This is a genomic window from Bradyrhizobium sp. SSBR45G (assembly GCF_030159255.1).
GTDB lineage: Bacteria > Pseudomonadota > Alphaproteobacteria > Rhizobiales > Xanthobacteraceae > Bradyrhizobium.
This window is the reverse complement of sequence record NZ_BSCT01000034.1, coordinates 39678-65872: the sequence shown is the minus strand read 5'-3', so window position 1 is coordinate 65872 and position 26195 is coordinate 39678. Positions and strand designations below refer to the sequence as shown.

General features: G+C 66.5%; 26 protein-coding genes. 13 read left to right on the top strand and 13 right to left on the bottom strand.

Annotation, left to right across the window (positions count from 1 at the left end; genetic code table 11):
* Positions 1–62: 62 nt before the first annotated feature.
* Positions 63–290 carry a DUF2093 domain-containing protein gene (locus QQL87_RS29485; protein WP_284422627.1) on the top strand — a complete coding sequence of 76 codons (228 nt, stop codon included), beginning with the start codon at positions 63–65 and terminating at the stop codon, positions 288–290.
* Here QQL87_RS29485 and lpxK read toward each other — a convergent pair.
* From lpxK to QQL87_RS29455, 6 genes are read right to left on the bottom strand one after another with little or no spacing between them, the layout of a single operon-like run.
* Positions 260–1294, bottom strand: a complete 1035-nt coding sequence (gene lpxK / locus QQL87_RS29480; protein WP_284422626.1) for a tetraacyldisaccharide 4'-kinase — start codon at positions 1292–1294, stop codon at positions 260–262. The genes QQL87_RS29485 and lpxK overlap by 31 nt on opposite strands.
* Positions 1287–2594 carry a 3-deoxy-D-manno-octulosonic acid transferase gene (locus tag QQL87_RS29475; protein ID WP_284422625.1) on the bottom strand — a complete coding sequence of 436 codons (1308 nt, stop codon included), beginning with the start codon at positions 2592–2594 and terminating at the stop codon, positions 1287–1289. Before QQL87_RS29475 ends, lpxK begins: the two co-directional genes overlap by 8 nt.
* Positions 2587–3324: a lysophospholipid acyltransferase family protein gene (locus tag QQL87_RS29470; protein ID WP_284422624.1), complete on the bottom strand. Its 738-nt coding sequence runs from the start codon at positions 3322–3324 to the stop codon at positions 2587–2589. The genes QQL87_RS29475 and QQL87_RS29470 overlap by 8 nt, the downstream gene beginning before the upstream one ends.
* A gap of 17 nt (positions 3325–3341) precedes the next feature.
* The gene (locus QQL87_RS29465) at positions 3342–3581 is read right to left on the bottom strand and encodes a DUF4170 domain-containing protein (protein WP_284422623.1); all 240 of its coding nucleotides are present in this window, start codon (positions 3579–3581) and stop codon (positions 3342–3344) included.
* Positions 3582–3640: 59 nt separating this feature from the next.
* Entirely contained in the window at positions 3641–4387 is a 747-nt protein-coding gene (locus QQL87_RS29460) for a 3'(2'),5'-bisphosphate nucleotidase CysQ (protein ID WP_284422622.1), read from the bottom strand.
* Positions 4388–4436: 49 nt separating this feature from the next.
* Positions 4437–5831: a TldD/PmbA family protein gene (locus QQL87_RS29455; protein WP_284422620.1), complete on the bottom strand. Its 1395-nt coding sequence runs from the start codon at positions 5829–5831 to the stop codon at positions 4437–4439.
* Between the two features lie 281 nt (positions 5832–6112).
* Here QQL87_RS29455 and QQL87_RS29450 point away from each other — a divergent pair, with 281 nt between their 5' ends.
* Positions 6113–6637 (top strand): DUF6101 family protein, encoded by a 525-nt coding sequence (locus QQL87_RS29450; protein WP_284422619.1) that lies wholly within the window; start codon positions 6113–6115, stop codon positions 6635–6637.
* Here the strand turns inward: QQL87_RS29450 and ubiA are convergent, their stop codons facing one another.
* The 3 genes from ubiA to QQL87_RS29435 all read right to left on the bottom strand — a co-directional run bounded on the left by ubiA (position 6638) and on the right by QQL87_RS29435 (position 8863).
* On the bottom strand, positions 6638–7570 hold the full coding sequence (gene ubiA / locus QQL87_RS29445) for a 4-hydroxybenzoate octaprenyltransferase (protein ID WP_284422618.1): 933 nt from the start codon (positions 7568–7570) through the stop codon (positions 6638–6640).
* Positions 7567–8232: a hypothetical protein gene (locus QQL87_RS29440; protein WP_284422617.1), complete on the bottom strand. Its 666-nt coding sequence runs from the start codon at positions 8230–8232 to the stop codon at positions 7567–7569. Before QQL87_RS29440 ends, ubiA begins: the two co-directional genes overlap by 4 nt.
* Before the next feature lie 253 nt (positions 8233–8485).
* On the bottom strand, positions 8486–8863 hold the full coding sequence (locus QQL87_RS29435; RefSeq protein ID WP_284422616.1) for a hypothetical protein: 378 nt from the start codon (positions 8861–8863) through the stop codon (positions 8486–8488).
* A gap of 331 nt (positions 8864–9194) precedes the next feature.
* Between QQL87_RS29435 and QQL87_RS29430 the strand changes: the two genes are divergently transcribed.
* The 6 genes from QQL87_RS29430 to QQL87_RS29405 all read left to right on the top strand — a co-directional run bounded on the left by QQL87_RS29430 (position 9195) and on the right by QQL87_RS29405 (position 15173).
* Positions 9195–9941, top strand: coding sequence for a 16S rRNA (uracil(1498)-N(3))-methyltransferase (locus QQL87_RS29430; RefSeq protein ID WP_284422615.1), 747 nt, complete (start codon positions 9195–9197; stop codon positions 9939–9941).
* Between the two features lie 120 nt (positions 9942–10061).
* Positions 10062–11222, top strand: coding sequence for an ATP phosphoribosyltransferase regulatory subunit (locus QQL87_RS29425; protein ID WP_284422614.1), 1161 nt, complete (start codon positions 10062–10064; stop codon positions 11220–11222).
* On the top strand, positions 11219–12196 hold the full coding sequence (gene hisG / locus QQL87_RS29420; RefSeq protein WP_284422612.1) for an ATP phosphoribosyltransferase: 978 nt from the start codon (positions 11219–11221) through the stop codon (positions 12194–12196). The genes QQL87_RS29425 and hisG overlap by 4 nt, the downstream gene beginning before the upstream one ends.
* Positions 12197–12266: 70 nt before the next feature.
* Positions 12267–13310 carry a glycosyltransferase family 2 protein gene (locus tag QQL87_RS29415; protein WP_284422611.1) on the top strand — a complete coding sequence of 348 codons (1044 nt, stop codon included), beginning with the start codon at positions 12267–12269 and terminating at the stop codon, positions 13308–13310.
* Positions 13307–14149: a ChbG/HpnK family deacetylase gene (locus tag QQL87_RS29410; protein ID WP_284422610.1), complete on the top strand. Its 843-nt coding sequence runs from the start codon at positions 13307–13309 to the stop codon at positions 14147–14149. The genes QQL87_RS29415 and QQL87_RS29410 overlap by 4 nt, the downstream gene beginning before the upstream one ends.
* Positions 14150–14378: 229 nt before the next feature.
* Positions 14379–15173 (top strand): DUF2076 domain-containing protein, encoded by a 795-nt coding sequence (locus tag QQL87_RS29405; protein ID WP_284422609.1) that lies wholly within the window; start codon positions 14379–14381, stop codon positions 15171–15173.
* Between the two features lie 89 nt (positions 15174–15262).
* On the opposite strand, the gene QQL87_RS29400 is transcribed toward QQL87_RS29405, so the two are convergent.
* A complete protein-coding gene (locus QQL87_RS29400) occupies positions 15263–16063 on the bottom strand; it encodes a L,D-transpeptidase (RefSeq protein WP_284422608.1) in 801 nt (266 codons plus the stop codon).
* Between the two features lie 306 nt (positions 16064–16369).
* Here QQL87_RS29400 and QQL87_RS29395 point away from each other — a divergent pair, with 306 nt between their 5' ends.
* Entirely contained in the window at positions 16370–17149 is a 780-nt protein-coding gene (locus tag QQL87_RS29395; RefSeq protein WP_284422607.1) for a protein phosphatase CheZ, read from the top strand.
* A 105-nt stretch (positions 17150–17254) separates the two neighbouring features.
* Here the strand turns inward: QQL87_RS29395 and QQL87_RS29390 are convergent, their stop codons facing one another.
* The gene (locus QQL87_RS29390) at positions 17255–17761 is read right to left on the bottom strand and encodes a hypothetical protein (RefSeq protein ID WP_284422606.1); all 507 of its coding nucleotides are present in this window, start codon (positions 17759–17761) and stop codon (positions 17255–17257) included.
* Between the two features lie 330 nt (positions 17762–18091).
* On the opposite strand from QQL87_RS29390, the gene groES reads away from it, so the two are divergent.
* The 3 genes from groES to QQL87_RS29375 all read left to right on the top strand — a co-directional run bounded on the left by groES (position 18092) and on the right by QQL87_RS29375 (position 21498).
* On the top strand, positions 18092–18388 hold the full coding sequence (groES, locus tag QQL87_RS29385) for a co-chaperone GroES (RefSeq protein ID WP_008961387.1): 297 nt from the start codon (positions 18092–18094) through the stop codon (positions 18386–18388).
* A 134-nt stretch (positions 18389–18522) separates the two neighbouring features.
* A complete protein-coding gene (gene groL, locus QQL87_RS29380) occupies positions 18523–20166 on the top strand; it encodes a chaperonin GroEL (protein WP_284422605.1) in 1644 nt (547 codons plus the stop codon).
* 141 nt (positions 20167–20307) lie between these two features.
* Positions 20308–21498, top strand: a complete 1191-nt coding sequence (locus QQL87_RS29375; protein WP_284422604.1) for a hypothetical protein — start codon at positions 20308–20310, stop codon at positions 21496–21498.
* 324 nt (positions 21499–21822) lie between these two features.
* Here the strand turns inward: QQL87_RS29375 and QQL87_RS29370 are convergent, their stop codons facing one another.
* Positions 21823–22230 carry an META domain-containing protein gene (locus QQL87_RS29370; RefSeq protein ID WP_284422603.1) on the bottom strand — a complete coding sequence of 136 codons (408 nt, stop codon included), beginning with the start codon at positions 22228–22230 and terminating at the stop codon, positions 21823–21825.
* A gap of 148 nt (positions 22231–22378) precedes the next feature.
* Complete coding sequence (locus tag QQL87_RS29365) at positions 22379–24046, bottom strand: L-lactate permease (RefSeq protein WP_284422602.1); 1668 nt, start codon at positions 24044–24046, stop codon at positions 22379–22381.
* A 320-nt stretch (positions 24047–24366) separates the two neighbouring features.
* On the opposite strand from QQL87_RS29365, the gene QQL87_RS29360 reads away from it, so the two are divergent.
* Positions 24367–26124, top strand: coding sequence for an ABC transporter ATP-binding protein/permease (locus QQL87_RS29360; RefSeq protein WP_284422601.1), 1758 nt, complete (start codon positions 24367–24369; stop codon positions 26122–26124).
* The last annotated feature ends 71 nt before the right edge of the window (positions 26125–26195 follow it).

Genomic DNA, 26195 nt, shown 5'->3' with positions numbered 1-26195 from the left:
GAAACCCGCCGAAATTGGCGTGTCGTGCCGCCGCTGGCGTGCATGAATTGGAGATCGCGGACGTGCTCAACAAGTTCGGTCCCTCGGGCCAGGGGGAAGCGCAGGTGCAGTATCTGGATGGTGATTTCCGCGTTATTTCGCCAGGAAGCTACGTGCGCTGCGCCGTCACCGATGCGCGGATTCCGCTCGATGAGCTGAAATATTGGAGCGTCGACCTGCAGGAAGCCTATGCGCTGCCGAGCGCCGTGCTGCAACGGCACTACCCCGGCGCACTGAAGGCGAGCGGCTGAGGCTGCCGCGCGGCGGACAGCCGCTGCGCGACGAATGTACGCAGAGCGGCGACATCACTGACCTGCAGCGTGACCGGAAATGCCGTCAGCGCAGGGTCTGGCTGGCCCGCGTCCTTGCGGCGAAGCCGCACGAGATCTTTCTCGGTCGTGACCAGGGTCAAGCCGCCGCGCCTGGCAGTTTCCTCCAGCGTCTTGATGTCCTCCGCGCTGAAGGGATGGTGATCGGGAAACGCGCGCTCGGCCTTGATGTCGAGCCCGCAGGCCCGAAGGGTCCTGAAGAAGCGCTGGGGATCGCCGATCCCCGCAAACGCAAGGATGGGCCAGCCGGCAAGCGCTGCGACGACCCGCGGGTCCGGCTGCAGCTGGGCTCTGAAAACCGGTTTTCCTGCCGCAGCCACGCGTGACGCAACGGCCTCGCCTGCATCGCCGCGGCCGACGACGATCAACGCGTCGGTGCGCGCCAGTTGCGGCGGCAGCGGCGCGCGCAGCGGTCCGGCGGGAAACACCTGCGCATTGCCGAGTCCGCGCGCGCCATCGATCACGATCAGCGCGAGATCCTTGGTGATCGACGGATTCTGAAATCCGTCATCCATCAGGATGACGGACGCGCCCTGCGCCTTCGCCAGCCCGACGCCTTCGGCCCGCGCGCGCGACACCACCACGGGCACTTGCGCGGCCATCATCAGCGGCTCGTCGCCGACGTCGGCCGCATCATGCGTCGCCGGATCAACCAGCACGGGCCCCTGCAGCCGCCCGCCATAGCCGCGGCTCAGCACAACCGGCTGCTCGCCCTGCGCGCGCAGCAAAGCCGTCAGCGCCAGCACGGTCGGCGTCTTGCCGGCGCCGCCGACGTGGAAATTGCCGACGCAGATCACGGGCACGCCGGCATCGATGCCGCTCTGCGCCATGCGGCGCGCCGCCACGGCGCCGTACAGCATCGAGAGCGGGAGCAGCAGACGCGATTGCCAGGACGGTGGCCGATGCCAGAAGGCCGGCTCACGCATCGCCGGCAGCCCCCATCTCCAGCCTGATCTGGAGCAGATAGGGCTCGAGCGCGGACATCGTCCGATCCAGCGCGCCGCCGAGCTGCTCGACGACGCGGGATCCGGCGGCGACGAGGCCGTTGCAAGCCGCGGGATCGGCGAGCAGTTGACGAAGCTGCCGCACCAGCGCCTCCGGATCATGCGCAAGCCGTGCCCCGGCCGCCTTGTCCAGCGCCTGGTAGACGTCCGTGAAGTTGAAGACGTGGGGCCCGTGCACGATCGCCGCCCCGAGCTTGGTGGCCTCGATCGGGTTCTGGCCGCCATGCTCCACCAGCGAGCCGCCCATGAACACGATCGGCGCGAGCCGGTAGAACAGGCCGAGCTCACCCATCGTGTCCGCGACATAGATATCGGTCCCGGACAGCGGCTGCTCCTCGCGCGACCGCAGCGCGCCCTGCAGCCCCGCACTGGCGACGAGCTCACCCACGGCGGGACCGCGATGGGGATGGCGCGGCACGATCACGGTGAGCAGCGATGGATAGGATCCGGACAATGCCTTGTGGGCCGCGATCAGGATCTCCTCCTCGCCCGGATGCGTGGATGCGGCAACGACCACCGGACGCCCACGCGTCATGGCGGTGAGCCGGTCCAGTTTCGCCGCATCGGCCGGCGGCGCCGGCACGTCGAGCTTGAGATTGCCTGTCGTGACGACGTTGCGGGCGCCGAGCGCGGAAAACCGGTCTGCGTCGGCGTCCGACTGGGTCAGGCAGATGTCGAAGCGTCCCAGCAGGGCGGAGATCGCCCCGGACATCCGGCGCCAGCGCGGGAACGAGCGCGGCGACATGCGGCCGTTGATCACGACCATCGGCACCCGCCGCGAGGCCCCGGCCAGGATCAGGTTCGGCCACAGGTCGGATTCGATGAAGAGGCCGAGCGATGGGCGCCAATGATCGATGAAGCGCTCGACGAAGCGCGGCGTGTCATAGGGGACGTATTGATGGATCACGTCGGCCGGGAAGCGCTTGGCGACGATCGCGGCCGAGGTCACCGTGCCGGAGGTGATGAGGATGCGGATGTTCAGGGCGCGCAGCCGCTCGATCAAGGCCGCCGCCGCCAGCACCTCGCCGACGCTCGCGCCATGAATCCAGACCAGAGGTCCCTGCGGACGGGTGTCGTGACTGAGGCCACGCCGCTCATCGGTCCGCTCCGGATCCTCCTTGCCATGCCTGAGCCGCTGCCTGATCAGGGCCGGCGCAAGCGGCACCGCCGCCGAGGACAACCCGCGGTAGACGCGCAGGGCCATCGGCAGCGGACTAGCCACGAGACGCCTCCGACACCGGAGGCGGACATGCATCGGGCCGGCCAACGATCTCATAGGCGCGGCGCATGCATTGGTTCAGCGTCGCCTCGAGGTCGAGGCGCGCCTGCTCCATGGCAGCGGCGTTGGCATCGCGCGGCACGCTGATTTCCTTGATTCCCACCAATGCGCCGCGGCCGAATGGCAAATTGATGGTGGTGCTGTCCCAATTCTTCAGGCGGACGAAGCGGCTCGTGACCATTGCGAAGGGCATGATCGGACGTCCTGACTCACGCGCGAGCATGATGATGCCGAGACCCGCAATCCGCGCGCGCTTCGGCACATCGGCGGTCGATGCCACATTATAGTTGTCTTCGAGCGCCTGCACCATCTCCCTGAAGGCCCCCACTCCGCCTTTCCGGTGGAAGGAGCCGCCGTGATCGCCGGAGCCGCGGATGGTTCCGATGCCCAGGCGCTCGGCGGCGATGGCGTTGAACTCGCCGTCGCGATGCTTGGAGATCAGCACCTTGGCGCGGTAGCTCGGCTTGTTCTTGATGAACGGCGTCAGCAGATGCTGGCCGTGCCAGAACGCGAAGATCGCGGGCATCTGCGGTTCGACGATGTCGTAGACCTCGGGCGGCTCGTAGGTGAAGCGGTTGGTCAGCCAGACCAGGCGCAGGTACTCGGCCGCGAGGAACCCGACGGCGCGCTGGAACCAGCCGCTGCGCAGCATATTGCGGATGAGATGTTTCAAGTCGGAAGCTTTGCGTCTTACTTCGCGTCCTGACCGGGATCGAGCAGCCGGTGCAGGTGAACGATGAAATAGCGCATGTGGGCGTTGTCGACGGTCATCTGAGCCTTGGCTCGCCAGGCGGCGTGGGCCGACGCATAGTTGGGGTAGACGCCGACGATGTCGACCTTGTCGAGATCCTTGAACTCGTTCTTTTCGAGGTTGACGAGCTCGCCGCCGATCACGAGGTGAAGGAGCTGCTGCGAGGCGCTATCTGTCATCGGGTCCGTTCCTAATCAGCGCCTTGCAGGCGACGTGGAGGGTGCAAGCCCCGGGGCGTTCAGTCCGGCGGTAATCTGCGATACTGCGCGACGATATCAGCATGTCGGTCGCGGCCCGCTGCCACCAGCACCCCGTGCACCACTTCCGGACGATTATAGAGGATCGCCTCGCCGGACAACGCGGTCATTTTACCTCCCGCTTCCTGCACGATCAGATGAGCCGCCGCAAGATCCCAATCGCGGCTTTGTCCGCCTGCAAAAGCGGCATCGAGCGCGCCATGCGCGACTCGGCACAGGCGCAGGGCCAGCGACCCGATTCGCGGGTGGAGCTCAACCCGGGTCGAATCCGGAGCCAGCCGCTCAACCAGCGGTTTGGGACCGGCCACGCGCGAAAAGTCCAGCGCGGTGCCCTGGCACGCGTGAACGGATTGATCATTGAGCGTGGTGCCCTGCCCCCGCGCCGCGAAGAAGAACTCCTGGGTCAACGGGGCATATACCGCGGCAAGGACCGGAGAATTGTCCTCGACCAATGCGACGCTCACACACCAATCATTGCGGCTGCCGAGGTAGGAGCGGGTGCCGTCGATCGGATCGACGATCCAGACCCGGCGGTAGCCGAGCCGGGTCCTGTCATCAGCGCTCTCCTCGGACAGCCAGCCATAGTCCGGGGTCGCCGATCTCAGCCTGCCCTCGAGCAGCGCATTGACGGCCATGTCGGCTTCGGACACCGGGGACGATGCCCCCTTGGTCCATTTGCGCAGCTCTGTGCCGAACATCGCATGCGCGAGCTCGCCGGCTTCGCGCACGGCCTCCTTCAGAAGCCCGGCATCTGCCGCCAGGCCGAGGTCACCGGTCTCACCGTCCGCCAAGCGTCAATCCTTCGATGCGCACCGTCGGCGCATTGACGCCATAGCGGAATTCGAGATCGCTGGCCGGAGTCATCGACTTGAAGATCTCGAACAGATGTCCGGCGATCGTCACCTCGCTCACGGCATAGCCGATCTCGCCGTTCTCGATCCAGAAGCCCGAGGCGCCGCGGCTGTAGTCGCCGGTGACGCCATTGACGCCGGAGCCGATCAGGTCAGTGATGTAGAAGCCCTGCTTGATGTCGGAGATGAGCTCCTTGGCGGTCACGACGCCGGCCTCGAGATGCAGATTGAACGGTCCCGGCGACGGCGAGGACGACACGCCGCGATGCGCATGGCCGGTCGTGACCAGGCCGAGCTCGCGGGCCGTGGCCGAGTCCAGCAGCCACGTGGTGAGGACGCCGTCGTCGACCAGCGCCGTCTGCTTCACCTTGACGCCTTCGGCGTCGAACGGCTGCGAGCGCAGCCCGCGCCGACGCAGCGGATCATCGATGATGCGAATGCCCTTGGCGAACAGCTGCGCGCCGAGCTTGTCCTTGAGGAAGCTGGTCTTGCGCGCGATCGATGCGCCGTTGATGGCGCCGACGAGATGGCCGACCAGCGAGCCGGAGACGCGGGGATCGAACACCACCGGCACCTGGCAGGTAGCGACCTTGCGCGGATTGGCGCGGGCCACCGCGCGCTCGCCGGCGCTGCGTCCGACGGCTGCAGGCGCCAGCAGATCGATGCCGTGCGGGGCCGCCGTGTAGTCGTAGTCGCGCTCCATGCCGGTGCCTTCACCGGAGATCGCGGTGGCCGAGATGCTCTGGCTCGAGCGCAGATAGGCGCCATGAAAACCGCTGCTGGTCACCAGCACCATGCCGCCGATGCCGGCCGAGGCCGACGCGCCACCCGACTTGGTGACGCCCTTCACGGCGAGCGCCGCGGCCTCCGCCTCCTGGGCGCGCCGCTCCAGCTCCGTGGTCGAGGGAACGTTCGGGTCGAGCAGATCGAGCTCGGGGATGTCGCGCGCCAGCAGCGCCGGATCGGCGAGGCCGACGTAATTGTCGTCGGGCGCCACACGCGCCATCGCCACCGCCCGCTCGGCGAGCCGGGCCACGCCGTCACCATTGACGTCGTTGGTGGAGACGACCGCCTGGCGCTTGCCGACGAGCACCCGCAGGCCGACATCGTCGCCTTCGGAGCGTTCGGCTTCCTCGACGCGCCCGTCCCGGACCTCGACGCCCTGCGAGATGCCGCGCACCGCGATCGCGTCGGCGGCATCGGCGCCGGCCTTCCTTGCGGCCTCGACCAGCCGCTCGGCGAGCGTTCTCAGGGCGGACTGATCGAACAGATCTGATGGGACGGAGGTCGACGAAGCAGCGGCTGCGGGGGAAGAGGTCACGTACACGATCCGATCGATGTCAGGGGCGGCGAAGACGGCTCAATCCAGACGAAATGTGGCCTGGTCACGCCGACTTCAAGCAGGGCGGCGACGACTCTGCGGATTGTCGGCAAATCGGCAAGGTCTCGTCAATCATGCGAGGCAAGCGGTTGTCAATCATGACGGTAAGAGGATCATGCGTGACGGCTGATTAACCAGGCTTCTTAAGCTGATACGGCAAAGGCGCGTGGCAAGGTCTCACGCATCGACCGGGAACATAATTCCGGCGGGGAGACCAGGCCGTGAGGCGTCAAACAGCAACAGGCGGAAGCAATTCCGCTGGGTCGGGCCGCGCTGTGCGGCTCGACCCTCTTTCCCTGCCCGTCTCGTTCAGCGCGCACGACACCCGTGCCGATGGCGGGATCCGGCAGATCGAATTGCACCGCGAGCGCGTGGTCCTGCGCCGTGCCGTCAGCGGCATGCGCATGGCCGTGAATCTCCGGGTCAGCGATTTCCTCGGCATCGTCCTGCGCGACGTCGACGACACGCAGATGATGCTGATCCTGCTTCACCGCGACCCTTCGCTGAGCATCCCGTTGTGCGTCAGCGAGGACCAGGACGAGATCGTAGCCGCCTGGGCGATGTGGAGCGAGACCTTCGCGCTCCCGCAGCTGCAGGAGCCGAAGCGGGACGCTGCGCCCCGGCGCCGGCGCCGCAACGCCATCCGCTCCCGTCGTCCACGTTTTCTGATGCGCCGCCGTGTCGGGCACCTGCTCAATCCGGTGTCGGTGCATCGTGGCGAGCGCGAGATCATCGCACGGGACTGATCAGGCGGCGCGCAGCGCGGCGTCAACCAGAAGTCCTGCGAACAGCAGCAGTCCGGCGTCGCGGTTCGACTTGAACAACCGCAGGCACAGCGCCGGATCGGCGATGTCGAGCCGTCGGATCTGCCAGGCGAGATGGCCGGCGAAAGCGGCGAGGCCGAGCCACGCTGCAACATGCACATGGGCGGTTGCGAATGCCGCTCCGATCAGCACGACCGCAAGCGTGTAAAAGATGCAGAGCGCCAGATGCGTCCGCTCGGCAAACAGCCGCGCTGTCGACTTGATGCCGATCAGCGCATCATCCTCCGCGTCCTGATGCGCGTAGATCGTGTCATAGGCGATCACCCATGAGATCGAGCCCGCATAGAGCAGGAGCGCGGTGGCATCGAGACGCCCGAAGGCGACCGCAAAGCCCATCAGCGCGCCCCAGGAAAAGGCGAGGCCGAGCACCGTCTGCGGCCACCAGGTGACGCGCTTCATGAACGGGTAGATCGCAACGATGATCAGGGACGCGATGCCGGTCGCAATCGCGAAGCGGTTGAACTGCAGCAGCACCACGAGGCCGATCAGGGCCTGGGCAACCAGGAAGGCCAGCGCCTGCTTGACGCCCACCTGCCCCGCCGGAATCGGCCGTGAGCGCGTGCGCTCCACCTTGGCGTCGAGATCGCGGTCCGTGATGTCGTTCCAGGTGCAGCCGGCGCCGCGCATCGCGAAGGCGCCGACGAAATACAGCCCGATCCAGATCGGCAGCATCGACAGACGGCCCAGCATCCCGGCCGCCAGCGCGGCCGACCACCAGCACGGCATCAACAGCAGCCAGGATCCGATCGGGCGATCATAGCGGGCGAGCCGCAGATAGGGCCGGCTCCAGAGCGGCGCCAGCGTGTCGACCCAATTGCCGGTCGCGTCAGCAACGCGGACGGCGCTGTCGCTCATCGGGTAAGAGGATTGCCGGTGAGCGAATCGAAGGTCGAGCCGCCCTTCTTCCCCGTGTTGGCTTCGGGCAATGCGGCCGACGTGCCGAGGACGTCGCTGAGGCCGGGCTGGGCCGGGCTGCCGCCCTTTTGCATCTGCTCGGCGACGTTACAGACCTTCTGCTGAATGCCTTCGGTGCCCTTGTGGTTGGTCTTCAACTGCTCGGCGATCTGGCCGGGAATGCCGCACCGGGCGGAGTTGGCCTCGACGTATTTGATCATCTTGATCTCGGCCTGGCTGAAGTTCCTGAACAGCTTGCAGGCCTCGACCGGGGTGGCTTTTTTCTTGCTCGCCTCCTGGATCAGCTTGCCGCGGCGCTCGGCCTCCTCGCGCAGCGGCACGAAGTCCTTCATGCAGCTGTCCGACGGGCCGGCCTGCTGCTGCGGCGGCGCGAAGCCACCACCGCCGCCTCCGAAAGCGGCCGGGCCGGCCGCCGGGGGGAATGCATTCGCAGGCGCGGCCATCGGCGCAGGCGCATTGCCGTTGATCGGCGGAAACGGCGACGCGTTGCTCTGGGTCTGGCCAGGCAGCGGTGCAGGAAACGCGCTCTGCGCCAGAGCATGGCCGGCAGAGAGCAGAACAGCAGCGACGGCGAACGGCACCAGGGGATGACGGATGATCAAGGCTGGTTCTCCGGCAAGACCAAGAATCCTCAACACTTCCCGATGAAAGCGCGATCCAGTCCGGGGCTTTTACGATTCTCGCCCGCCGAGCACAACTGCGGAGTTGATCAGCTCCGCGGCGGAGAGACGCAGCCAAAGTTCCATGCCGGTGAACCGCCCGGCTCTCGTCTGAAGTCCCGGATTCAGGCCGGAAATTCGGTCATTGAACGCCCAGGTTGCGTGAGATGGTCCGAAAGCCGGTTGCAAGCTGCATTCAAGACCGCTCCTGCGATCCCGGCAACGCCAAGGCCACCCCGGTACCGGGCACGACGTTCCAGGTCACGGTGCAAACCTTGCGCATCACCGACAAGGTATTTTCGTGATTCGCCTTCAGCTGGTCGGTGATCTTGGCCGGGATTCCACAGCTCGAGGCATGCGCAACCGCGTAGTCGATCATCTTGGTCTGGGCGAGCTCGTAGTCGTGCACCAGCCGGCAGGCCTCCCCCGGTGCGAAACGACGCCCCGTCGCGGTCTTCAGCAATTGGGCGCGGCGGGCGGCTTCGTCGCGCAGCGGCGTGAAATCCTTCAGGCAGCTCGCGGGCGGGCGAAAGCCCCCCGCCGTGACATCGCCAGGAGCCGCCGGATTGGCCATCTGGGGAGCTCCCACACTCTTGTCGTCGGCCCGGGACGGCCCGGAGGCCATGGTCACGATAGCCGCGGCGAGAGCCCAGAGGACCCAAATGGAGTGTCTGCTGATCACGTTTGTCTCTCCTCGCCAGGGCTCAGAGCCGAGGCTTCCCGCATCGTCGGGAACCGAGCCCAATGGACGATCGCCAGTCCTCGCATCATCCAAACGGTAAAATCTGTCGACAGCGCGGCCGAAACGGGCCATCGCCGGTGCCAGCCTGCAAGCCCGCGCCGGCTTTCCGGACGGCGTCCGCTCCGATAAGCAACATCCGTCCCTCGCTTCCCCCGTACGCACCATGCCCGAATACGACTTCACCGCCCCGCGCCTGTTCGTCGATGCCCCCCTGCAGGAGGGTGGCGCGGTCGCGCTGGAGCGCAACCAGAGCAACTATCTCGGCAATGTGCTTCGCCTCGGCGCCGGCGATCCTGTGCTGGTGTTCAACGGCCGTGACGGCGAGTGGCGGGCGGCGATCGCAGGCCGCAAGCGGCCCGAGAGCCTGATCCTCCAGCAGCGGATACGGCCGCAGGATCAGCTCCCGGACATCGCCTATGTGTTTGCCCCGCTCAAGCACGCGCGGCTCGACTACATCGTGCAGAAGGCGGTCGAGATGGGCGCCGCGCAGCTGCAGCCGGTCATCACCCGCCACACCCAGGTGTCGCGGATCAATGGCGAGCGCATGCGCGCCAACGTGATCGAGGCGGCCGAGCAATGCGGCATCCTCAGCCTGGCCGAGGTCAAGGATCCGGTGCCGCTGGAGCGCCTGCTGCGCGACCGCATGGCCTCCCGTCTCCTGGTGTTCTGCGACGAGGCGGCCGAGGTCGCCGATCCGCTGCAGGCTCTGCGCGGCACGGGTGAACAGGCCGGCATCGATCTGCTGATCGGCCCGGAAGGCGGCTTTGCCGCCGACGAGCGCGAGCTGCTGCTGCGGCAGCCGCAGGTGGTCAGGCTGGCGCTCGGGCCGCGCATCCTGCGGGCCGATACCGCCGGCGTCGCCGCGCTGGCGCTGGTCCAGGCGGCCCTTGGCGATTGGCGCAACCGTTAAGCTCCCGGCCGATTGTGTGGCCGGCAACGACCATTCAGTGTCGAAACCGCGGGATGAGCATGCTAAGGGGCTGCCGCCGCCGCACCGGCGGCGCGCGCTGCCATTGGAACCAAGACCGATATGACCGGACCCGCTCCGACCGGACCCGCCGCGTGGGCGGACACGCTGCTGCAGTCTTTTGCCGAGGCCGGCTATGCCCGCGCCGAGCCGGCGATCCTGCAGCCGGCCGAGCCGTTCCTCGACCTCTCCGGCGAGGACATCCGCAAGAGCCTGTATCTGACGACGGATGCCGGCGGCGAGGAGCTCTGCCTGCGCCCGGACCTGACGATTCCCGTCGCGCGCGATTATCTGGCCTCGGCCCGGGCCGGCGAGCCGGCCGGGTTCAGCTATCTCGGACCCGTATTTCGCTACCGCAGTGGCCGTCCCAGCGAGTTCCTGCAGGCCGGCATCGAATCATTCGGCCGCAAGGACCACCCGGCGGCCGACGCCGAGATGCTGGCGCTGGCGATCGAGGCCACCTCGACCGCCGGCCTCGCTGCGATCGACATCCGCACCGGCGACGTGGCGCTGTTCACGGCGCTGATCGACGCGCTCAATCTCTACCCGGTGTGGCGGCGCCGGCTGATCAAGGACTTCAACCGCAAGCGCACCCTGGAGCAGGACCTGGAGCGGCTGGCGAGCGCCGCAGTGGCGCCGCGCAACGAGTATGAGGGCGTGCTCGCCGCGCTAGCCGGCTCCGACCGCAAGGCGGCGCTCGCCCTCGTCACCGACCTGATGTCGATCGCCGGCGCCACCGCCGTCGGCGGCCGCACGGTGGCCGAGATCGCCGACCGCTTCCTGGAGCAATCGACCCTGAAGAGCGGCGCGCTGCCGCGCGACGCGCTCGAGCTGATCAAGCGCTTCCTCGCCATTGCCGGCAGCCCGGCGGAGGCGGTGACGCAGCTCCGCGCGCTCGCCGCCGACGCCAGGCTGGACATTTCGGCGGCGATCGACGCGCTGGAAGCCCGCGCCGGCTTCATGGCGGCACGCGGCATCGACATCGCGAAGGTGCGGTTCGCGACCGCCTTCGGCCGCGGCCTCGATTACTACACCGGCTTCGAATTCGAGCTGCATCGCCCGGCCAATGGCGACGAGCCGCTGGTTGCGGGCGGCCGTTACGATGGCCTGCTGAGTCAGCTCGGCGCCGCCGAATCCATTCCCGCCGTCGGCTTCTCGATCTGGATCGAGCGCCTGGCCACGAGCAGCGCCGCGGGGCAGCCCGCGCGCGGGAGAGCATCATGAGCGGCCCCCTCGTCCTCGCCGTTCCCTCGAAGGGGCGCCTGCAGGAGAATGCCGAGGCCTTCTTCGGCCGTGCCGGGCTGACCCTGTCCAAGCCGGGCGGTGCGCGCGATTATCGCGGCACCATCGCAGGCCTCGACAATGTCGAGATCGCCTATCTCTCTGCGGGTGAGATCGCCTCGCAATTGGCGCGCGGCACGGTGCATCTCGGCGTCACCGGCGAGGACCTCGTGCGCGAGAGCATCACCGATGCCGACAAGCGCGTGCTGCTGATCGACACGCTCGGCTTCGGCGGCGCCAATGTCGTGGTCGCCGTGCCGCAGGCCTGGATCGACGTCCGCACCATGGCCGATCTCGACGATGTCACCACCGGCTTCCGCGCCCAGCACAATCGCCGCATGCGCGTCGCCACCAAATACATCAACCTGACGCGCAGCTTCTTCGCTTCCCACGGCATCGTCGACTACCGCATCGTCGAAAGCGCCGGCGCCACCGAGGGCGCTCCCGCCGTCGGCACCGCCGAGCTGATCGTGGACATCACCAGCACCGGCTCGACGCTCGCCGCCAATGGGCTGAAGGTGCTCGACGACGGCGTGATCCTGCGCAGCCAGGCCAATCTGGTGGCCTCGCGCGATGCCGACTGGTCAGAGGGCCCGCGCGAGAGCGCGCGGATCATCCTCGACCACATCCATGCCCGTGCCCGCGCCAGCAAATACCGCGAGGTCCGCACCCGGTTCAAAGGGTGCGACGCAGCAATGCTGGCCGAGGCGCACAACCGGTTCGGCGTCGTCGCGCCGTTCGGCGGCCCGACCTCGTCGGGCATGCTGACCCTGCACTGCCCGCCGGCGCAGATCTACGCGCTCGGCAGTTTCCTGCGCGCGCATGGCGCCGAGACGGTGTCGGTCGCCTCGCTCGACTACGTGCTCGACCGCGAGAATCCGCTGTTTGCCCGCCTCGAGGCCTTCCTGCGATCATAAATCGCCGTTCATCGTAGCGACAGGTGAACGCGACTACCATATGTTGGTAGGAGAACGAGGACTCTGAGCGATGTTGGGAACTGACGTGTCCGACCTGACCACGACCGCGGCCGATGCCGCGTCGCAGGGACTGTCGATCGTTATCCCCGTCTACAACGAGGGCGCGGGCCTGACGGCGCTGCACGAGCGGCTGAACAATCTCGCCCGCACGCTGCGCCAGCGCTTCGGCCTCGCCTGCGAATTGGTCTATGTCGACGACGGCAGCCGCGACAACACGCTCGCGATCGCGCGCACCCTGCAGGCCGATGCGCTCGACGTCCAAATCGTGTCGCTGTCGCGCAATTTCGGCAAGGAGGCGGCGCTGATGGCCGGCCTCGATCATGCAAGGCGCGGCGCCGTGCTGTTCATGGATGGCGACGGCCAGCATCCGCCGGCGCTGGTCGAGCAGCTCGTCTCGCACTGGATCAAGGACGGCTACGACGTCGTCTATACCGCCAAGGCGCATCGCGACAACGAGCCGTTCCTGCGCCGCGTCGCCGTGCACGGCTTCTATGCCCTGATCAACTGGGGCGCGCGCCAGAAGATTCCCGAAGACGCCGGCGACTTCCGCCTGCTGTCGCCGCGCGCGGTGGCCGCGCTGCGCCAGCTGCCGGAGCGCAACCGCTTCTTCAAGGGCCTGGCGAGCTGGATCGGCTTCCGCCAGGTCCGCGTCGACTACGAGCCGGCGGCCCGCGCGCATGGCGTCACGACGTTCAACGTGACCAGCCTGCTCGGCCTGTCGATCGAAGGCCTGACCTCGTTCTCGGTCGCGCCGCTGCGCTTCGCGAGCCTGCTCGGCATCCTCCTGGCGTCGGGCGCGTTCCTGTTCGGCCTCTCGATCCTGTGGGAGACGCTGACCACCGGCAAGTCGGTGCCCGGCTATCCCTCGCTGATGGTCGGCCTGATGACGATCGGCGGCGTGCAGCTGATCATGATCGGCATCATGGGCGAGTATATCGGCAAGATCCTGTCCGAGCTGAAGGCGCGGCCGATCTACTTCGTCGCCGAGCACAGCGAGAAGCGCGCCGCGCTCGATGCGCGTAGCGACGGCTCTGAGCGGAACGCCGCCGAATGAGCGACGCGCCGCACCGGCGCATCTGGCTGTGCGCCGACGACTACGGCATCAGTCCCGGGGTCAACAGCGCCATCCGCGACCTGATCGCGCGTGGCCGCTTGAACGCGACCTCGGTGATGACCGTGGGCGCAGCGATCGGCCGCGACGAGGTGAGCGAGCTGACCAAGGTCGCCGCCGACAGCCCGCGCTGCGCCATCGGTCTCCACGTCACGCTGACCGCGCCGTTCCGACCGCTGACGATGCATTTCCGTCCCGCTGAAGGCGGCATGTTCCTGCCCTTTCCCAAGCTGCTGCGCGCCGGGCTGGCCCGCCGGCTCGATCCGGAGATGATCCAGGCCGAGGTGCTGGTTCAGCTCGCCGCCTTCGCCGAGCTGTTCGGCCGCGCGCCCGATTTCGTCGACGGTCACCAGCACGCCCAGCTGTATCCGCAGGTACGCGAGGGCTTTCTCGCCGCGGTGAAGGACGCAGCACCGTCGGCCTGGGTCCGCCAGGGCGGCCGCAACCTTCCGCTGCGGCAGCGGCTGGCAGCGCCGAAGGCACTGCTGCTCGACGCGCTCAGCGCGCAATTCCGACGCCACGCCAGGCGCGCCGAGATCGCATTCAACCCCGCCTTCGCCGGCGCCTACGACTTCACCAAGGCGTCGGATTTCGGCAGCCTGATGGACGGCTTCCTGAGCCAGCTGCCCGAGCACGGGCTCGTGATGTGCCATCCCGGCTTTGTCGACGACATCCTCGTCGCGCTCGATCCTTTGACCGCGCAGCGCGAGCATGAACATGCCTATCTCGCCGGAGAGCACTTCCCCGCTTTGCTGGACCGTCACCGCATGACGCTCGCCTGAACCATCTTTGAAAGCTCACGACGAACAAAACGCCTGATGGCGGCGTTTCATCCCGAATGGAGGCGGTGTGGATGGTCGAAAGCGCTGCGCAAGCCCGAAAGACACCAAACCCGAAAGACGCCTTGTCGCATACGGAAATTTAATCCGCGGCCCGACTGGCCGGATCACAAAGTCCCCCTAAATCTTGGCCGCGCTTCGCCGGAACAAGGCTCAGCGGCAGGAGAACCACATGACACCGCAAGAACGCCAACTCATCGACGATCTGTTCGACCGGCTTGCCAGGCTGGAGAGTGCGCCGCGTGATCCGCAAGCCGCCGCCGCCATCTCCCAGGGCCTGCAGCAGGCGCCCAATGCCGTCTATGCGCTGGTGCAGACGGTGCTGGTGCAGGACGAGGCCTTGAAGCGTGCCAACGCCCGCATCGAGGAGCTGCAGCACGCCCAGGCGCCGCAGCAGGCTCAGTCCGGCGGTTTCCTCGATTCGATGCGCGACAGCATCTTCGGCTCGGGCAGCAGCCGCGGCTCGGTTCCCAACGTTCCTCCGCCGTCACCGAGCCGGCCGGTCTGGAACAGCGGACAGGCGCTTCCGCAGGGTCAACCTGGGTATCCCGCTCAGCCGGGCCCCTATGACCAGGGCGGCTTCGGCCAGCCTCGCGGCGGCATGTTTGGCGGCGGAGGCGGCTCGTTTCTCGGCACGGCGGCGGCGGCCGCAGCCGGCATGGTCGGCGGCTCGCTGCTGCTCGGCGGCATCCGCTCGATGATGGGCGGCGGCCAGCATCAGGCGTTCGGTGACACCACGATCATCGAGGAGCGCGGCGGTGGCGCCAGCCCGTGGAGCGATCAGTCCGGCGGCTCGCTGGCGCGCGACGCCGGCCTCGACGATATCGGCCGCTCAGGCGACGGCGGCGGCCGGGCCGGCCTGTTCGATCAGGCGAGCTATGACGACAGCGGCAATGACAGCGACGCCGCCGATTTCGACGCCGACGACAATTTTGGCGGCGATGACGGCGGCAGCGAAGACGTCTAGCGCTGCAACGTCTTGACGAGTCCTGAACTGCGAAGGCCGCCCCACGGGCGGCCTTCTTCAATGACGGCCTTTGCGTGCCTCAGCGAGCCTCAGAGCACGATGACCCGCGTGCCGACATTGACGCGGGTGTAGAGGTCGATCACGTCCTCGTTGCGCATCCGGATGCAGCCCGATGACACGTTGGTCCCGATCGTCCAGGGCTCGTTGGAGCCGTGGATCCGGTACAGCGAGGAGCCGAGATACATCGCGCGGGCGCCGAGCGGGTTCTGCGGGCCGCCTTCCATGTGACGCGGCAGGTCGGGCCGGCGCGTCAGCATCTCCGGTGGCGGCGTCCAGTCCGGCCACTCGCGCTTGGCCGAGATCGTCTTCACGCCCGACCAGGTGAAGCCGGGGCGGCCGACGCCGATGCCATAGCGCAGCGCCCTGCCCTCGCCCTGCACCAGGTAGAGGAACTTGTTCGGTGTATCGATGACGATCGTGCCCGGCCGTTCTTTGCCGTCATAGTCAACGATCTGTTTCTCGTACTTCGGATCGATCGGACGCTGCGTCTGCTCATAGGCTTCCTCGTCCGGAGATCCCTGCTGGGGTGCCGTGCCCGGCATCGTCGGCTGCGGCCCGTAATAGGAGGGCTGCTGCTGGTACGTCGGCTGCCCCGGCGGCGGAGCGCCGCGTCCGCCCTGCGGGTCGCCGAACAGGAATTCGATGAAGCCGCCGCCCATCCGCGAACGCTCGACATAGGCGGTGCGCACCGGCGCGCTCTGCGGCGGACCGCTGTAGATCACCGTCGGCTGCTGAAATCCCGCCTGAAATCCCTGGGCTGCGGCCCGATCCAGACCTGCATGGAAGACGCATGCGCTGGCCAGCAGCGCTGTGGAGAATGATCTGAACATCGACGTACTCTGTACTGTTTCGTCTGGAGACTGTTCTCGCCGGAGGCTGCAAGGCCGCCGCGTATCGTCAATAAAGAGCAAAACCCGATCGCTTTGGTAAACGCAGGGCCCTCCGGGATTCACCATCGCTGCACTTGGCGGCGGATTCGGTCGCTAGCGTTTATTTTGCGTGAAGGCCGAAGCGGCATGGTTAATCGTTGATGCCGAGCGCACGCGGGCGTTGCGCGACAGCGGTTCCTGGCGTGAACGCGATGTTAAATAGCCTCCGCGTAGAACTGTGCTCAGTAAAAGGTCAGGGACACCCTCATGCCGGTTCGCAAGCGTTTCCGTATCGAAGAAGCCATCGTCGGCCATATGCCGGAGCCCGACTTCGTGGGCGGCGAGATCGGCCCCAACCACAAGGAAATCATGGACGAGCTCCGCGCCATCCGCGCCCAGATGGCGAACGCCATCCGCAGTGGTGGAAGCAGCACGGCCAACGCGGCGATCGAAGAATCCGCTCAACGCGAGGTCGCCGAAGCGCGTGCGCTGCTCGATACCTATCGCGCGCAGATCGAGCAGTGCGAGAAGCTGAAGGTCGAGCTCGACCTGATCCACGACGCGATCAACCGCACCAAGGGCGAGATCGCCACGCTCCATGCCAAGAGCTTCAACGGCGAGGAGATGGCCAAGGTCAATGGCGAGCTCGGCGCCGTGGTCGGCGGCACCGAGCAGGCCACCCAGCAGATCCTCGAAGCCGCGGAGGCGATCGATCAGGCCGCGAGCGCGCTCGGCAAGGTCGACTCGGCCGACCAGCAGAAGATCCTCAGCGAGGACATCCAGGAACGCGTCGTGTCGATCTTCGAGGCCTGCAACTTCCAGGACCTGACCGGCCAGCGCATCAACAAGGTCATGACGACGATGAAGTTCATCGAGCACCATATCGTGGTGATGATGGACATCTGGGGCGGCGTCGACGCCATCAAGGCGCATACCCCGCCGATCGTCGACCACCGCGAAGGCGACGCCAAGCTGCTCAACGGCCCGAAGGCGGAAGGCGACGTCGGCCACGCCTCGCAGGACGACATCGACGCGATGTTCAACTGAGCCGCGATCGGCCCGCGATCGCGGGCGGTGAGACCCAAACAAAACGCCGGCATTCCTGCCGGCGTTTTTCGTTTGTCGGTGCCCGTGGAACCAGGCGCGCGGAACTCAGGCGCGCGGTCCGCAGCGGACATAGACCATGGTCTGGTAGCGGGTGGCCGCATCCTTGTCGACGAAGCGGGTGATCAGCACCCGGCCGTCGAACGAGACGACCTCGCGATCCTGCTCGCCACCGGGGGGACCCGCGGGACCGATGTAGTTCTTGCCGCCGGCCGAGCCTTTCAGGCGCAGCTCCTGCGGGGTCGCCTGGTCGGCCAGATGCATGATCACGCCGCCGGATTGTCCCTGCCCGATCGTGTAGGGCTGCTTGCATTGCGCCAGCGCCATCTTTTCGGTCCGCGCGCGGTCGTTGGGATTGTTGTAGGCGGCGAGGCCCCATTTGCCGACGAGGTCCTCCGGGCGGATCGTCGACGGAACCTCCGGCTCGACGGGCGGCTCGGATTGCATGGGAGCAGACGGCGACAGGCTGAAGCCCGTGCACGCTCCCAGAAGCATCGTGAGCGCCGACACGATACCGAGATTGGCAATCGGCCGCACGCACCGTGAACTCGTCATGGCATCCCCTTAAGGAACAAGATCGTAGCTGCCCCGTCCGGCAACCAAGCGCAAAACACGCGTTAGAGCAACGACGTCGGATGACGACGCCGCTCCACTAACATGTCCGGCCCAGTTCAGCATCCCCTTAACAGCCTGAACAAGGGCTTAACCGCCGGCCTTTGCTTGACAGGATCGGCGGCAAGCCATATTTCCGGCAGCGGTCTTTAGCACTCGGAGGGCACGATTGCTAAGGCCGCGAGTCAGTTGGTGCCACGTGGGCGCCAAATGTGGCCGCATTCAGATTTCCTCCGACAGCAACCTACCAAAGCACCCGCAAAGGGATCCGTCATGGCTAAATCGAAGTTTCGTCCCCTGCATGATCGCGTCGTGGTTAAGCGCATCGACGCCGAAGAGAAGACCAAGGGCGGCATCATCATCCCCGACAGCGCCAAGGAAAAGCCCTCGCAGGGCGAAGTCGTCGCCGTCGGCCCGGGCGGCCGCGACGAGAGCGGCAAGCTGATCCCGATCGATGTCAAGGTCGGCGACCGCGTGCTGTTCGGCAAGTGGTCCGGCACCGAGGTCAAGCTGGACGGCGAGGAGCTCCTGATCATGAAGGAGTCCGACATCATGGGCGTGGTCGCCTGATCCGAACCGCCTGATCCGAACCGCTCTGGGCGGCACGCGCCGCCCCGGGCGACCAGCACTTTGCAGCCTCGTTCAGGCGACAGGCAGGCGATCACGCCCCTGGCCGTCGAGGTCCACTCCAGGAGAGTTTTGAAATGGCAGCCAAGGACGTCAAATTCGCTGGCGACGCGCGTGACCGCATGCTGCGCGGCGTCGACATTCTCGCCAATGCCGTCAAGGTGACGCTCGGCCCGAAGGGCCGTCACGTCGTCATCGAGAAGAGCTTCGGCGCCCCGCGCATCACCAAGGACGGCGTCACCGTCGCCAAGGAGATCGAGCTGGAAGACAAGTTCGAGAACATGGGCGCGCAGATGCTGCGCGAGGTCGCCTCCAAGACCAACGACACCGCGGGTGACGGCACCACCACCGCGACCGTGCTGGCCCAGGCCATCGTGCGCGAGGGCGCCAAGGCGGTGGCCGCCGGCATGAACCCGATGGACCTCAAGCGCGGTATCGACATCGCTGTCGCCGCCGTTATCAAGGACATCGAGAAGCGCGCCAAGCCGGTCGCCTCGTCGTCCGAGGTCGCCCAGGTCGGCACCATCTCCGCCAACGGCGACGCCGCGATCGGCAAGATGATCGCCCAGGCGATGCAGAAGGTCGGCAACGAGGGCGTCATCACGGTCGAGGAGAACAAGTCGCTCGAGACCGAGGTCGACATCGTCGAAGGCATGAAGTTCGACCGCGGCTACCTCAGCCCCTACTTCGTCACCAATGCCGAGAAGATGACCGCCGAGCTCGACGACGTCTACGTGCTGCTGCACGAGAAGAAGCTGTCCGGCCTGCAGGCCATGCTGCCGGTGCTCGAAGCCGTGGTGCAGTCGGGCCGTCCGCTGCTGATCATCGCCGAGGACGTCGAGGGCGAGGCGCTGGCCACCCTGGTCGTCAACCGCCTGCGCGGCGGCCTCAAGGTTGCCGCCGTCAAGGCGCCGGGCTTCGGTGACCGCCGCAAGGCCATGCTGGAAGACATCGCGATCCTGACCGGCGGTCAGCTGATCTCGGACGACCTCGGCATGAAGCTCGAGAACGTCACGGTGAAGATGCTCGGCCGCGCCAAGAAGGTCGTGATCGACAAGGAGAACACCACGATCGTCAACGGCGCCGGCAAGAAGGCCGACATCGAGGCGCGCGTCGGCCAGATCAAGGCGCAGATCGAGGAAACCTCTTCGGACTACGACCGTGAGAAGCTGCAGGAGCGTCTGGCCAAGCTCGCCGGCGGCGTCGCGGTGATCCGCGTCGGCGGCGCGACCGAGATCGAGGTCAAGGAGAAGAAGGACCGCGTCGAGGACGCCCTCAACGCGACCCGCGCTGCGGTGCAGGAAGGCATCGTCCCCGGCGGCGGCGTGGCGCTGCTGCGCGCCAAGAAGGCGGTCGGCCGCATCACCAACCCGAACTCGGACGTCCAGGCTGGCATCAACATCGTGCTGAAGGCGCTCGAAGCCCCGGTTCGCCAGATCTCCGAGAACGCCGGCGTCGAGGGTTCGATCGTGGTCGGCAAGATCCTGGACGAGAAGTCCGAGACCTTCGGCTTCGACGCCCAGACCGAGGACTATGTCGACATGGTCGCCAAGGGCATCATCGACCCGGCCAAGGTCGTCCGCACCGCACTGCAGGACGCCTCGTCGGTCGCCGGCCTCCTGGTCACCACCGAGGCCATGGTCGCCGAGCTGCCGAAGGATGCCGCTCCCGCGATGCCGGCCGGCGGCGGCATGGGTGGCATGGGCGGCATGGGCTTCTGAGCCCCCGCGCCCTCACGAAGACGTTCAGGAAGGCCGCCTCCGGGCGGCCTTCTTTTTTGCCGAGAGTTCGCCCCGGGGGTGCAGCGACCGCAAATCGGCGCTACAGCTTAAGGCCGATTCTGCCTCCACAAGGATTTTCAGATGCGCGCGATTTTGCTTGCGCTGGCCGTGATTGCAGCGGCCGCGCCGGAACTCGGTTGGGCCCAGACCAAGAGCGGGACCAAGGCCCCCGCCAACGAGACACGCTATTTCACCGCGATCGACGGTCTGATGGATGGCAATGCCGACGTGATCCTGAAGGAGACGCGCCAGGGCAAGACCGTGACCGCGGCCACGCTCGACGTCTGCTACCCCGTGGCGAAGAATTCGGACCGCAAGGACCGCTTCGTCGTGAGCCTCACGGTCAACGGCCAGACCCTGACCGGCGCGACCCAGAGCAACGGCGCCAAGGAGCCGGTTACGGTGAAGCTGAACCGCAAGCCGACCGGCGACACCTTCGAGTTCCGCGGCCAGATCGCGATCGGCAAGACCGTGACCGAAGTGGCGTCGACCGACAATTCCGACGTCAGCGAGAAGGAGTTCCTGGAGAGCCAGTCGACCGACGACGGCATCAGCGCGCAGCCGAAGGACTTCACCGACGTCTCGCCCGAGGCGATCTCCGTGCGCCTGAAGCTGGATGCGGTGCCCGAGTTCCTCAAGAGCCTGAAGGGGCAGGATGTCGAAGTCTCGCTCTCCAGCCTGATCGTCAGCTGCGATGCCCTGCGGGCCGGCGAGCAGACCATCAGCATGACGGTCGATCCTGATCGGGCCGGCGCCCTGATCGCCAAGGCGCGGGCCACCAACGGCGTCGTGACGGCCGGCTGGACGGCAGGCACGGTCGAGATGGACCGCACCATCCGCTTTGCTGCCGCCGACTGGCGCGACGGCGACAAGATCAACCGCGACAAATTGGCGAGCGCGATCTCCGACGTGCTGGCCAAGACCTACAACGCCAAGCCGACGAGTGCGGCCTGGAACCCGGTCACCGGCAAGCTGAAGCTGACCCTGAAGCGGCCGAGCCAGCTGATGCCGTCTCTCGAGCTCACCGACGTGATCGAGGTCACCAGCCTGGTCTCGCCGGACAAGCCCGGCGGGGCAGACGCCCTGATCCTGTGGATCAGCACCCCGACGACGACCACGATCGACGAGAACTCCGCCGCCAAGCTGGTCCTGTCGGACGAATCTTCGGGCGATGAGGAAAGCGACACAAGGGACGATGGCGGCGCCATCGATGAGCTCGCGAAGGCCTTCAAGGCCAAGCGCTGGGACGCGGACAATTCCGTCTGGAAGTAAGGCGAGCCACGGCTACTCGCCACGATCTCAGTCTCACCCTCCCCTGGAGGGCGGGGCTATCGCATATGGCCTTCGAAGTGTTGCGCTCGTCTGTCTCCGTCATGGCCGGGCTTGTCCCGGCCATCCACGTCGTCCGGCATACTGAGAACGACGTGGATGCCCGGGACAGAACCCGGGCATGACGGTGCGGAGACGGTTTCGCGAAAAACTCAGATTGGTCATATGCGATAGCCCTGCCCTCCAGGGGAGGGTGGCAGCGGGGCTGACTTCAAAGTTGCGCTGCCGAAGCGCGAAAGTGCGTGAGCTGGAAACGCTCGTCTGCGCTCAATTGGTGTTGAGCCGGAAGCGCAGCGTTTTCGGTCCGACGAAGATGATCAGATCGCCCTGACGCTTCCAGTTGGTCGCCGCGCTCAGGGCTGCGATCAGCTCGTCATCGGCCTGGGCCCGCGCCGCCGGGCAGTTGCGGTCCTCGATCTTGCCGGCGATGAAGACGATGGTGTTGCCGGCGACCGAGAACTGGCCCTTGCCGCCCTTGCACCAGAGCTCGAGCACGGTCTCGCCGTTGTCGCCGATGTCGAGATCGGGCACCCGCTTCGAGCCCGGCTGCGGCAGCGCATCGAGCGTCATCTCCATGCCGAACGGAAATTCTTCCGCCGAAGCTGCCGCGAGCGGCACGCCCGACATCAACAACGCCGCCGCCAGACCGGCGAAGGCTTGCTTCACGACTCGCATCTATCCTCTCGACAGTTGATCACGCGCAGGGCCCGCCTTCTAGGCGATTGGCCGGGCGGTCGCCAGCACCGCTCCCGCACAAATGTGACCCAAACATAGCAAACCCCGCATCGCCTGGGCGACGCGAGGTTTTGTTTCGCCGATGGCGCTACTTCAGCACCATGGCCGTGAACGGGTAGACATAGGCCTGCAACGTCACGAACAGGCCGACCAGACAGGCCAGCACGATCGAGTGCAGGAACACGTAGCGCAGGATCGAGCTCTCGTGGCCGTACCAGTTGGTGGCGGTCGAGGCGACCACGATCGACTGCGCATCGATCATCTTGCCCATCACGCCGCCGGAGGAGTTCGCCGCCGCCATCAGCACCGGCGACAGGCCGAGCTGCTCGGAGGTGATCTTCTGCAGATTGCCGAACAGCACGTTCGACGCCGTATCCGATCCCGTCAGCGCCACGCCCAGCCAGCCGAGCAAGGTGCCGAAGAAGGGATAGAGCACGCCGGTGGCCGCAAAGGCGAGGCCGAGCGTGGCGTCGACGCCGGAGAGGCGGGTCAGCGTGCCGATCGCCAGCATCGCCGAGATCGTGATCAGAGAGATCGCGCACAGACGGATGGTGCGGCCATATTCGGCGATCAGCTTGCCCGGTCCGACGCCCATCAGGAAGCCGGAGATGATCGCCGCGATCAGCATGCCGGTGCCGGTGAAGGTCAGATAGGTGAACGAGAACACCGCGCCTTCAGGTGTCGGCTTCGCCGCCACCGGCGGCATCTTGTTGATCAGCTTGTCGAGCTCGGGAACCGGATAGCTCCAGGTGAAGATCGAGTTCGCCCAGGTCTTGAAGGCGCCGTTGCCCCAGATCAGCATGATGATGCAGACGATGATCCATGGTAGCAGCGCGCCCCACAGCTCGCCTTGCGTCAGCGGCGTGCGGTCGAGCGGCTTCGCCGCCGCCATCGTGGCCGCCGATTCGTCGCGGCCGCGCAGCGCCGGCGACAGCCACAGCTGCCTCGGTTGCCAGACCTTCAGGAACAGGATCAGCGCGCCCATCGAGATCAGCGAGGCGCCGATGTCGACGATCCACGGGTTGATGTAGTTCGAGATCAGGAATTGAGGCACCGCGAACGAGACCGCGGTGACCAGGATCGCCGGCCAGACATCCTTCATGCCCTTCCAGCCGGCGAACGCCCAGATCACCCAGAACGGCACGATCAGCGAGAACACCGGCAGCTGCCGGCCGACCATCGCGCCGAGGATGTAGGGATCGATGCCGGTGACCGAGGCGAGGCCCTGGATCGGCGTGCCCAGCGCGCCATAGGCGACCGGCGCGGTGTTGGCGATCAGCGACAGGCCGGAGGCTGCGAGCGGCGAGAAACCGAGCCCGATCAGGACGGCGCCGGTGATCGCGACCGGTGTTCCGAAGCCCGACGCGCCCTCGAAGAACGCGCCGAACGAGAACGCGACCAGCAGCAGCTGCAGGCGGCGGTCCTCGGTGACGCCGCCGATCGCCCGCTTCAGCAGCTCGAAGCGGCCGGTCGAGACCGTGACCTGGTAGAGGAAGATGACGTTCAGCACGATCCAGCCGATCGGGAAGAAGCCGGTGACGACGCCCAGAAACGTCGCGCGCAGCGACATGTTGGCCGGCATCGTGAAGACGAAGATCGTGATCAGGTTGGTCAGGATCACGGCGACGATCGCCGCGATATGCGCCTTGACCTTGCCACTGGCGATCAGCACCAGCAGCGTCACCACCGGCACGGCGGCGGCCAAGGTCGACAGCACCGGGCTTCCCAACGGGTCGTAGATTTGATTCCAGCTCATGATGTCTCCCCCCACGTTCTTGTTGTTGGACCCGACCCGGCGGGGCGGACCAAGTCTGCCTGCCCAGGGTCAAGCCGGGGCAAGTCAGCCGCAAAACCGAGATCACAAAAGCGGCAACGCCCCACTCCGCTCAAATTCTCGCGAAATCAGGAGGCGGTCGCAGTCCCTCTTGTATGCAGCATGCTACGGTTTGCCGCAGCCAACCGACAAGCCGGTGGTCGCCGGGCCTCTTACGACTTTCGTCTAGACAGACCTCCAAGTCTGCGGAATTCTCTTTCTACCTCAGCCTGTTAAGCCCTTTTCTCAGGAGCAGCCCCTCTGTGAACAATTTGCGCTCGCTTGTCGCCATCGTCTGGCGGATCGCCATTCCCTACTTCCGCTCCGAGGACAAGGTCGCAGGCCGTTCCCTGCTCGCCGCCGTCATCGCCATCGAGCTCGCGCTGGTCGCGATCGATGTGCTGGTGAACCAATGGCAGGCCCGGTTCTATAACGCGCTGCAGGAGTACAACTGGGACAGCTTCATCTGGGAGATCGGCGTCTTCGTCGTGCTCGCGACGACCTTCATCGTGCTGGCAGTCTATCAGCTCTATCTCAACCAATGGCTGCAGATCCGCTGGCGGCAGTGGATGACCGAGACCTATCTCCGTCATTGGCTCGGCAACGCCAATCACTATCGCATGCAGCTCAAGGGCGACGCGGCTGACAACCCCGACCAGCGTATTGCCGATGACGTGAAGCAGTTCGTCGAGCAGACGCTCTTCATCACGATCAATCTTCTCAGCTCGGTCGTGACGCTGGCCTCGTTCGTCGTCGTGCTCTGGGGCCTCTCCGAAGCGGCTCCCCTCACGCTGTTCGGGACCGAATATTTGATCCCCGGCTATCTGGTCTGGGCCGCCTTGTTCTACGCCATCGCCGGCACCGCGCTGACGCATTGGATCGGTTCGCCGCTGGTCAACCTCAATTTCGAGCAGCAGCGCTTCGAGGCCGATTTCCGCTTCAACCTGGTGCGCGTGCGCGAGAACTCCGAGCAGATCGCGGTGCTGCGCGGTGAGACGGCCGAGCAGCATCTGTTGTCGAACCGGTACGGCCGCGTGGTGCATAACTGGTATCAGATCATGAGCCGGACCAAGCGGCTGACCGCCGTGACGAGCGGCTATTCGCAGGTCGCCACGATCTTTCCCTACGTCATCGTCGCCCCCGCCTATTTCGCCAAGAAGGTTCAGCTCGGCGGCATGATGCAGACGGCGTCGGCCTTCTCGAGCGTGCAGCGCGCGCTGTCCTTCTTCGTGAACACCTATCGCACGCTCGCCGAGTGGCGCTCGACCGTGGCCCGTCTCGACGGCTTCGAGATGTCGATCGACAGCGCCGCCAAGCTCTCGGGCGAGCCGCAGACCATCGACGTCGTCAGCCATGCCGGCGACAGCATCGATCTCACCCAGCTGCTCTTGAAGCTGCCGAACGGCCTGCCGCTGATCGCTGCCGACGGCTTCAGCATCAGGAGCAACGAGCGCACGTTGCTGACCGGGCCGTCCGGCGCCGGCAAGTCGACGCTGTTCCGCGCCATCGCCGGCGTCTGGCCGTTCGGCAGCGGCGCAATCAGCGTGCCCGCGCATGCCAAGCTGATGATGCTGCCGCAGCGGCCCTATTTCCCGATCGGGCCGCTCAAGGCAGCCATCATCTATCCGGCAGGGGCCGACGCGTTCAGCATCGATCAGGTCAAGGAGGCGCTCGTCGCTGTGGGCCTGCCGCTGCTCGCCGACCGGCTTGAGGAGGACGCACACTGGAACCGGACGCTGTCGCTCGGCGAGCAGCAGCGGCTGGGGATCGCCCGCGCGCTGCTGCACCGGCCGGATTATCTGCTCCTCGACGAGGCCACGGCGTCGCTGGACGAGCCGAGCGAGGCCAAGCTGTATCGGGTCATCGCCGGGCGCCTGCCGCAGACCACGGTGGTCTCGATCGGCCACCGCTCGACCCTGCACGACTTCCACGACCGCAAGGTCGAGCTGATCCGGGATGGCGACCGGTTCTCGCTGCGAGCTGCGCCGGCAGACGTCTCCTCCAGCGGCGCGGAGTCGTAGCGAAGGCCTGACGACCCGCCCCGGGCCGCCTCAGGCTATCGCATTTGGCGATCGAAGTGTTGCGCTCGTCT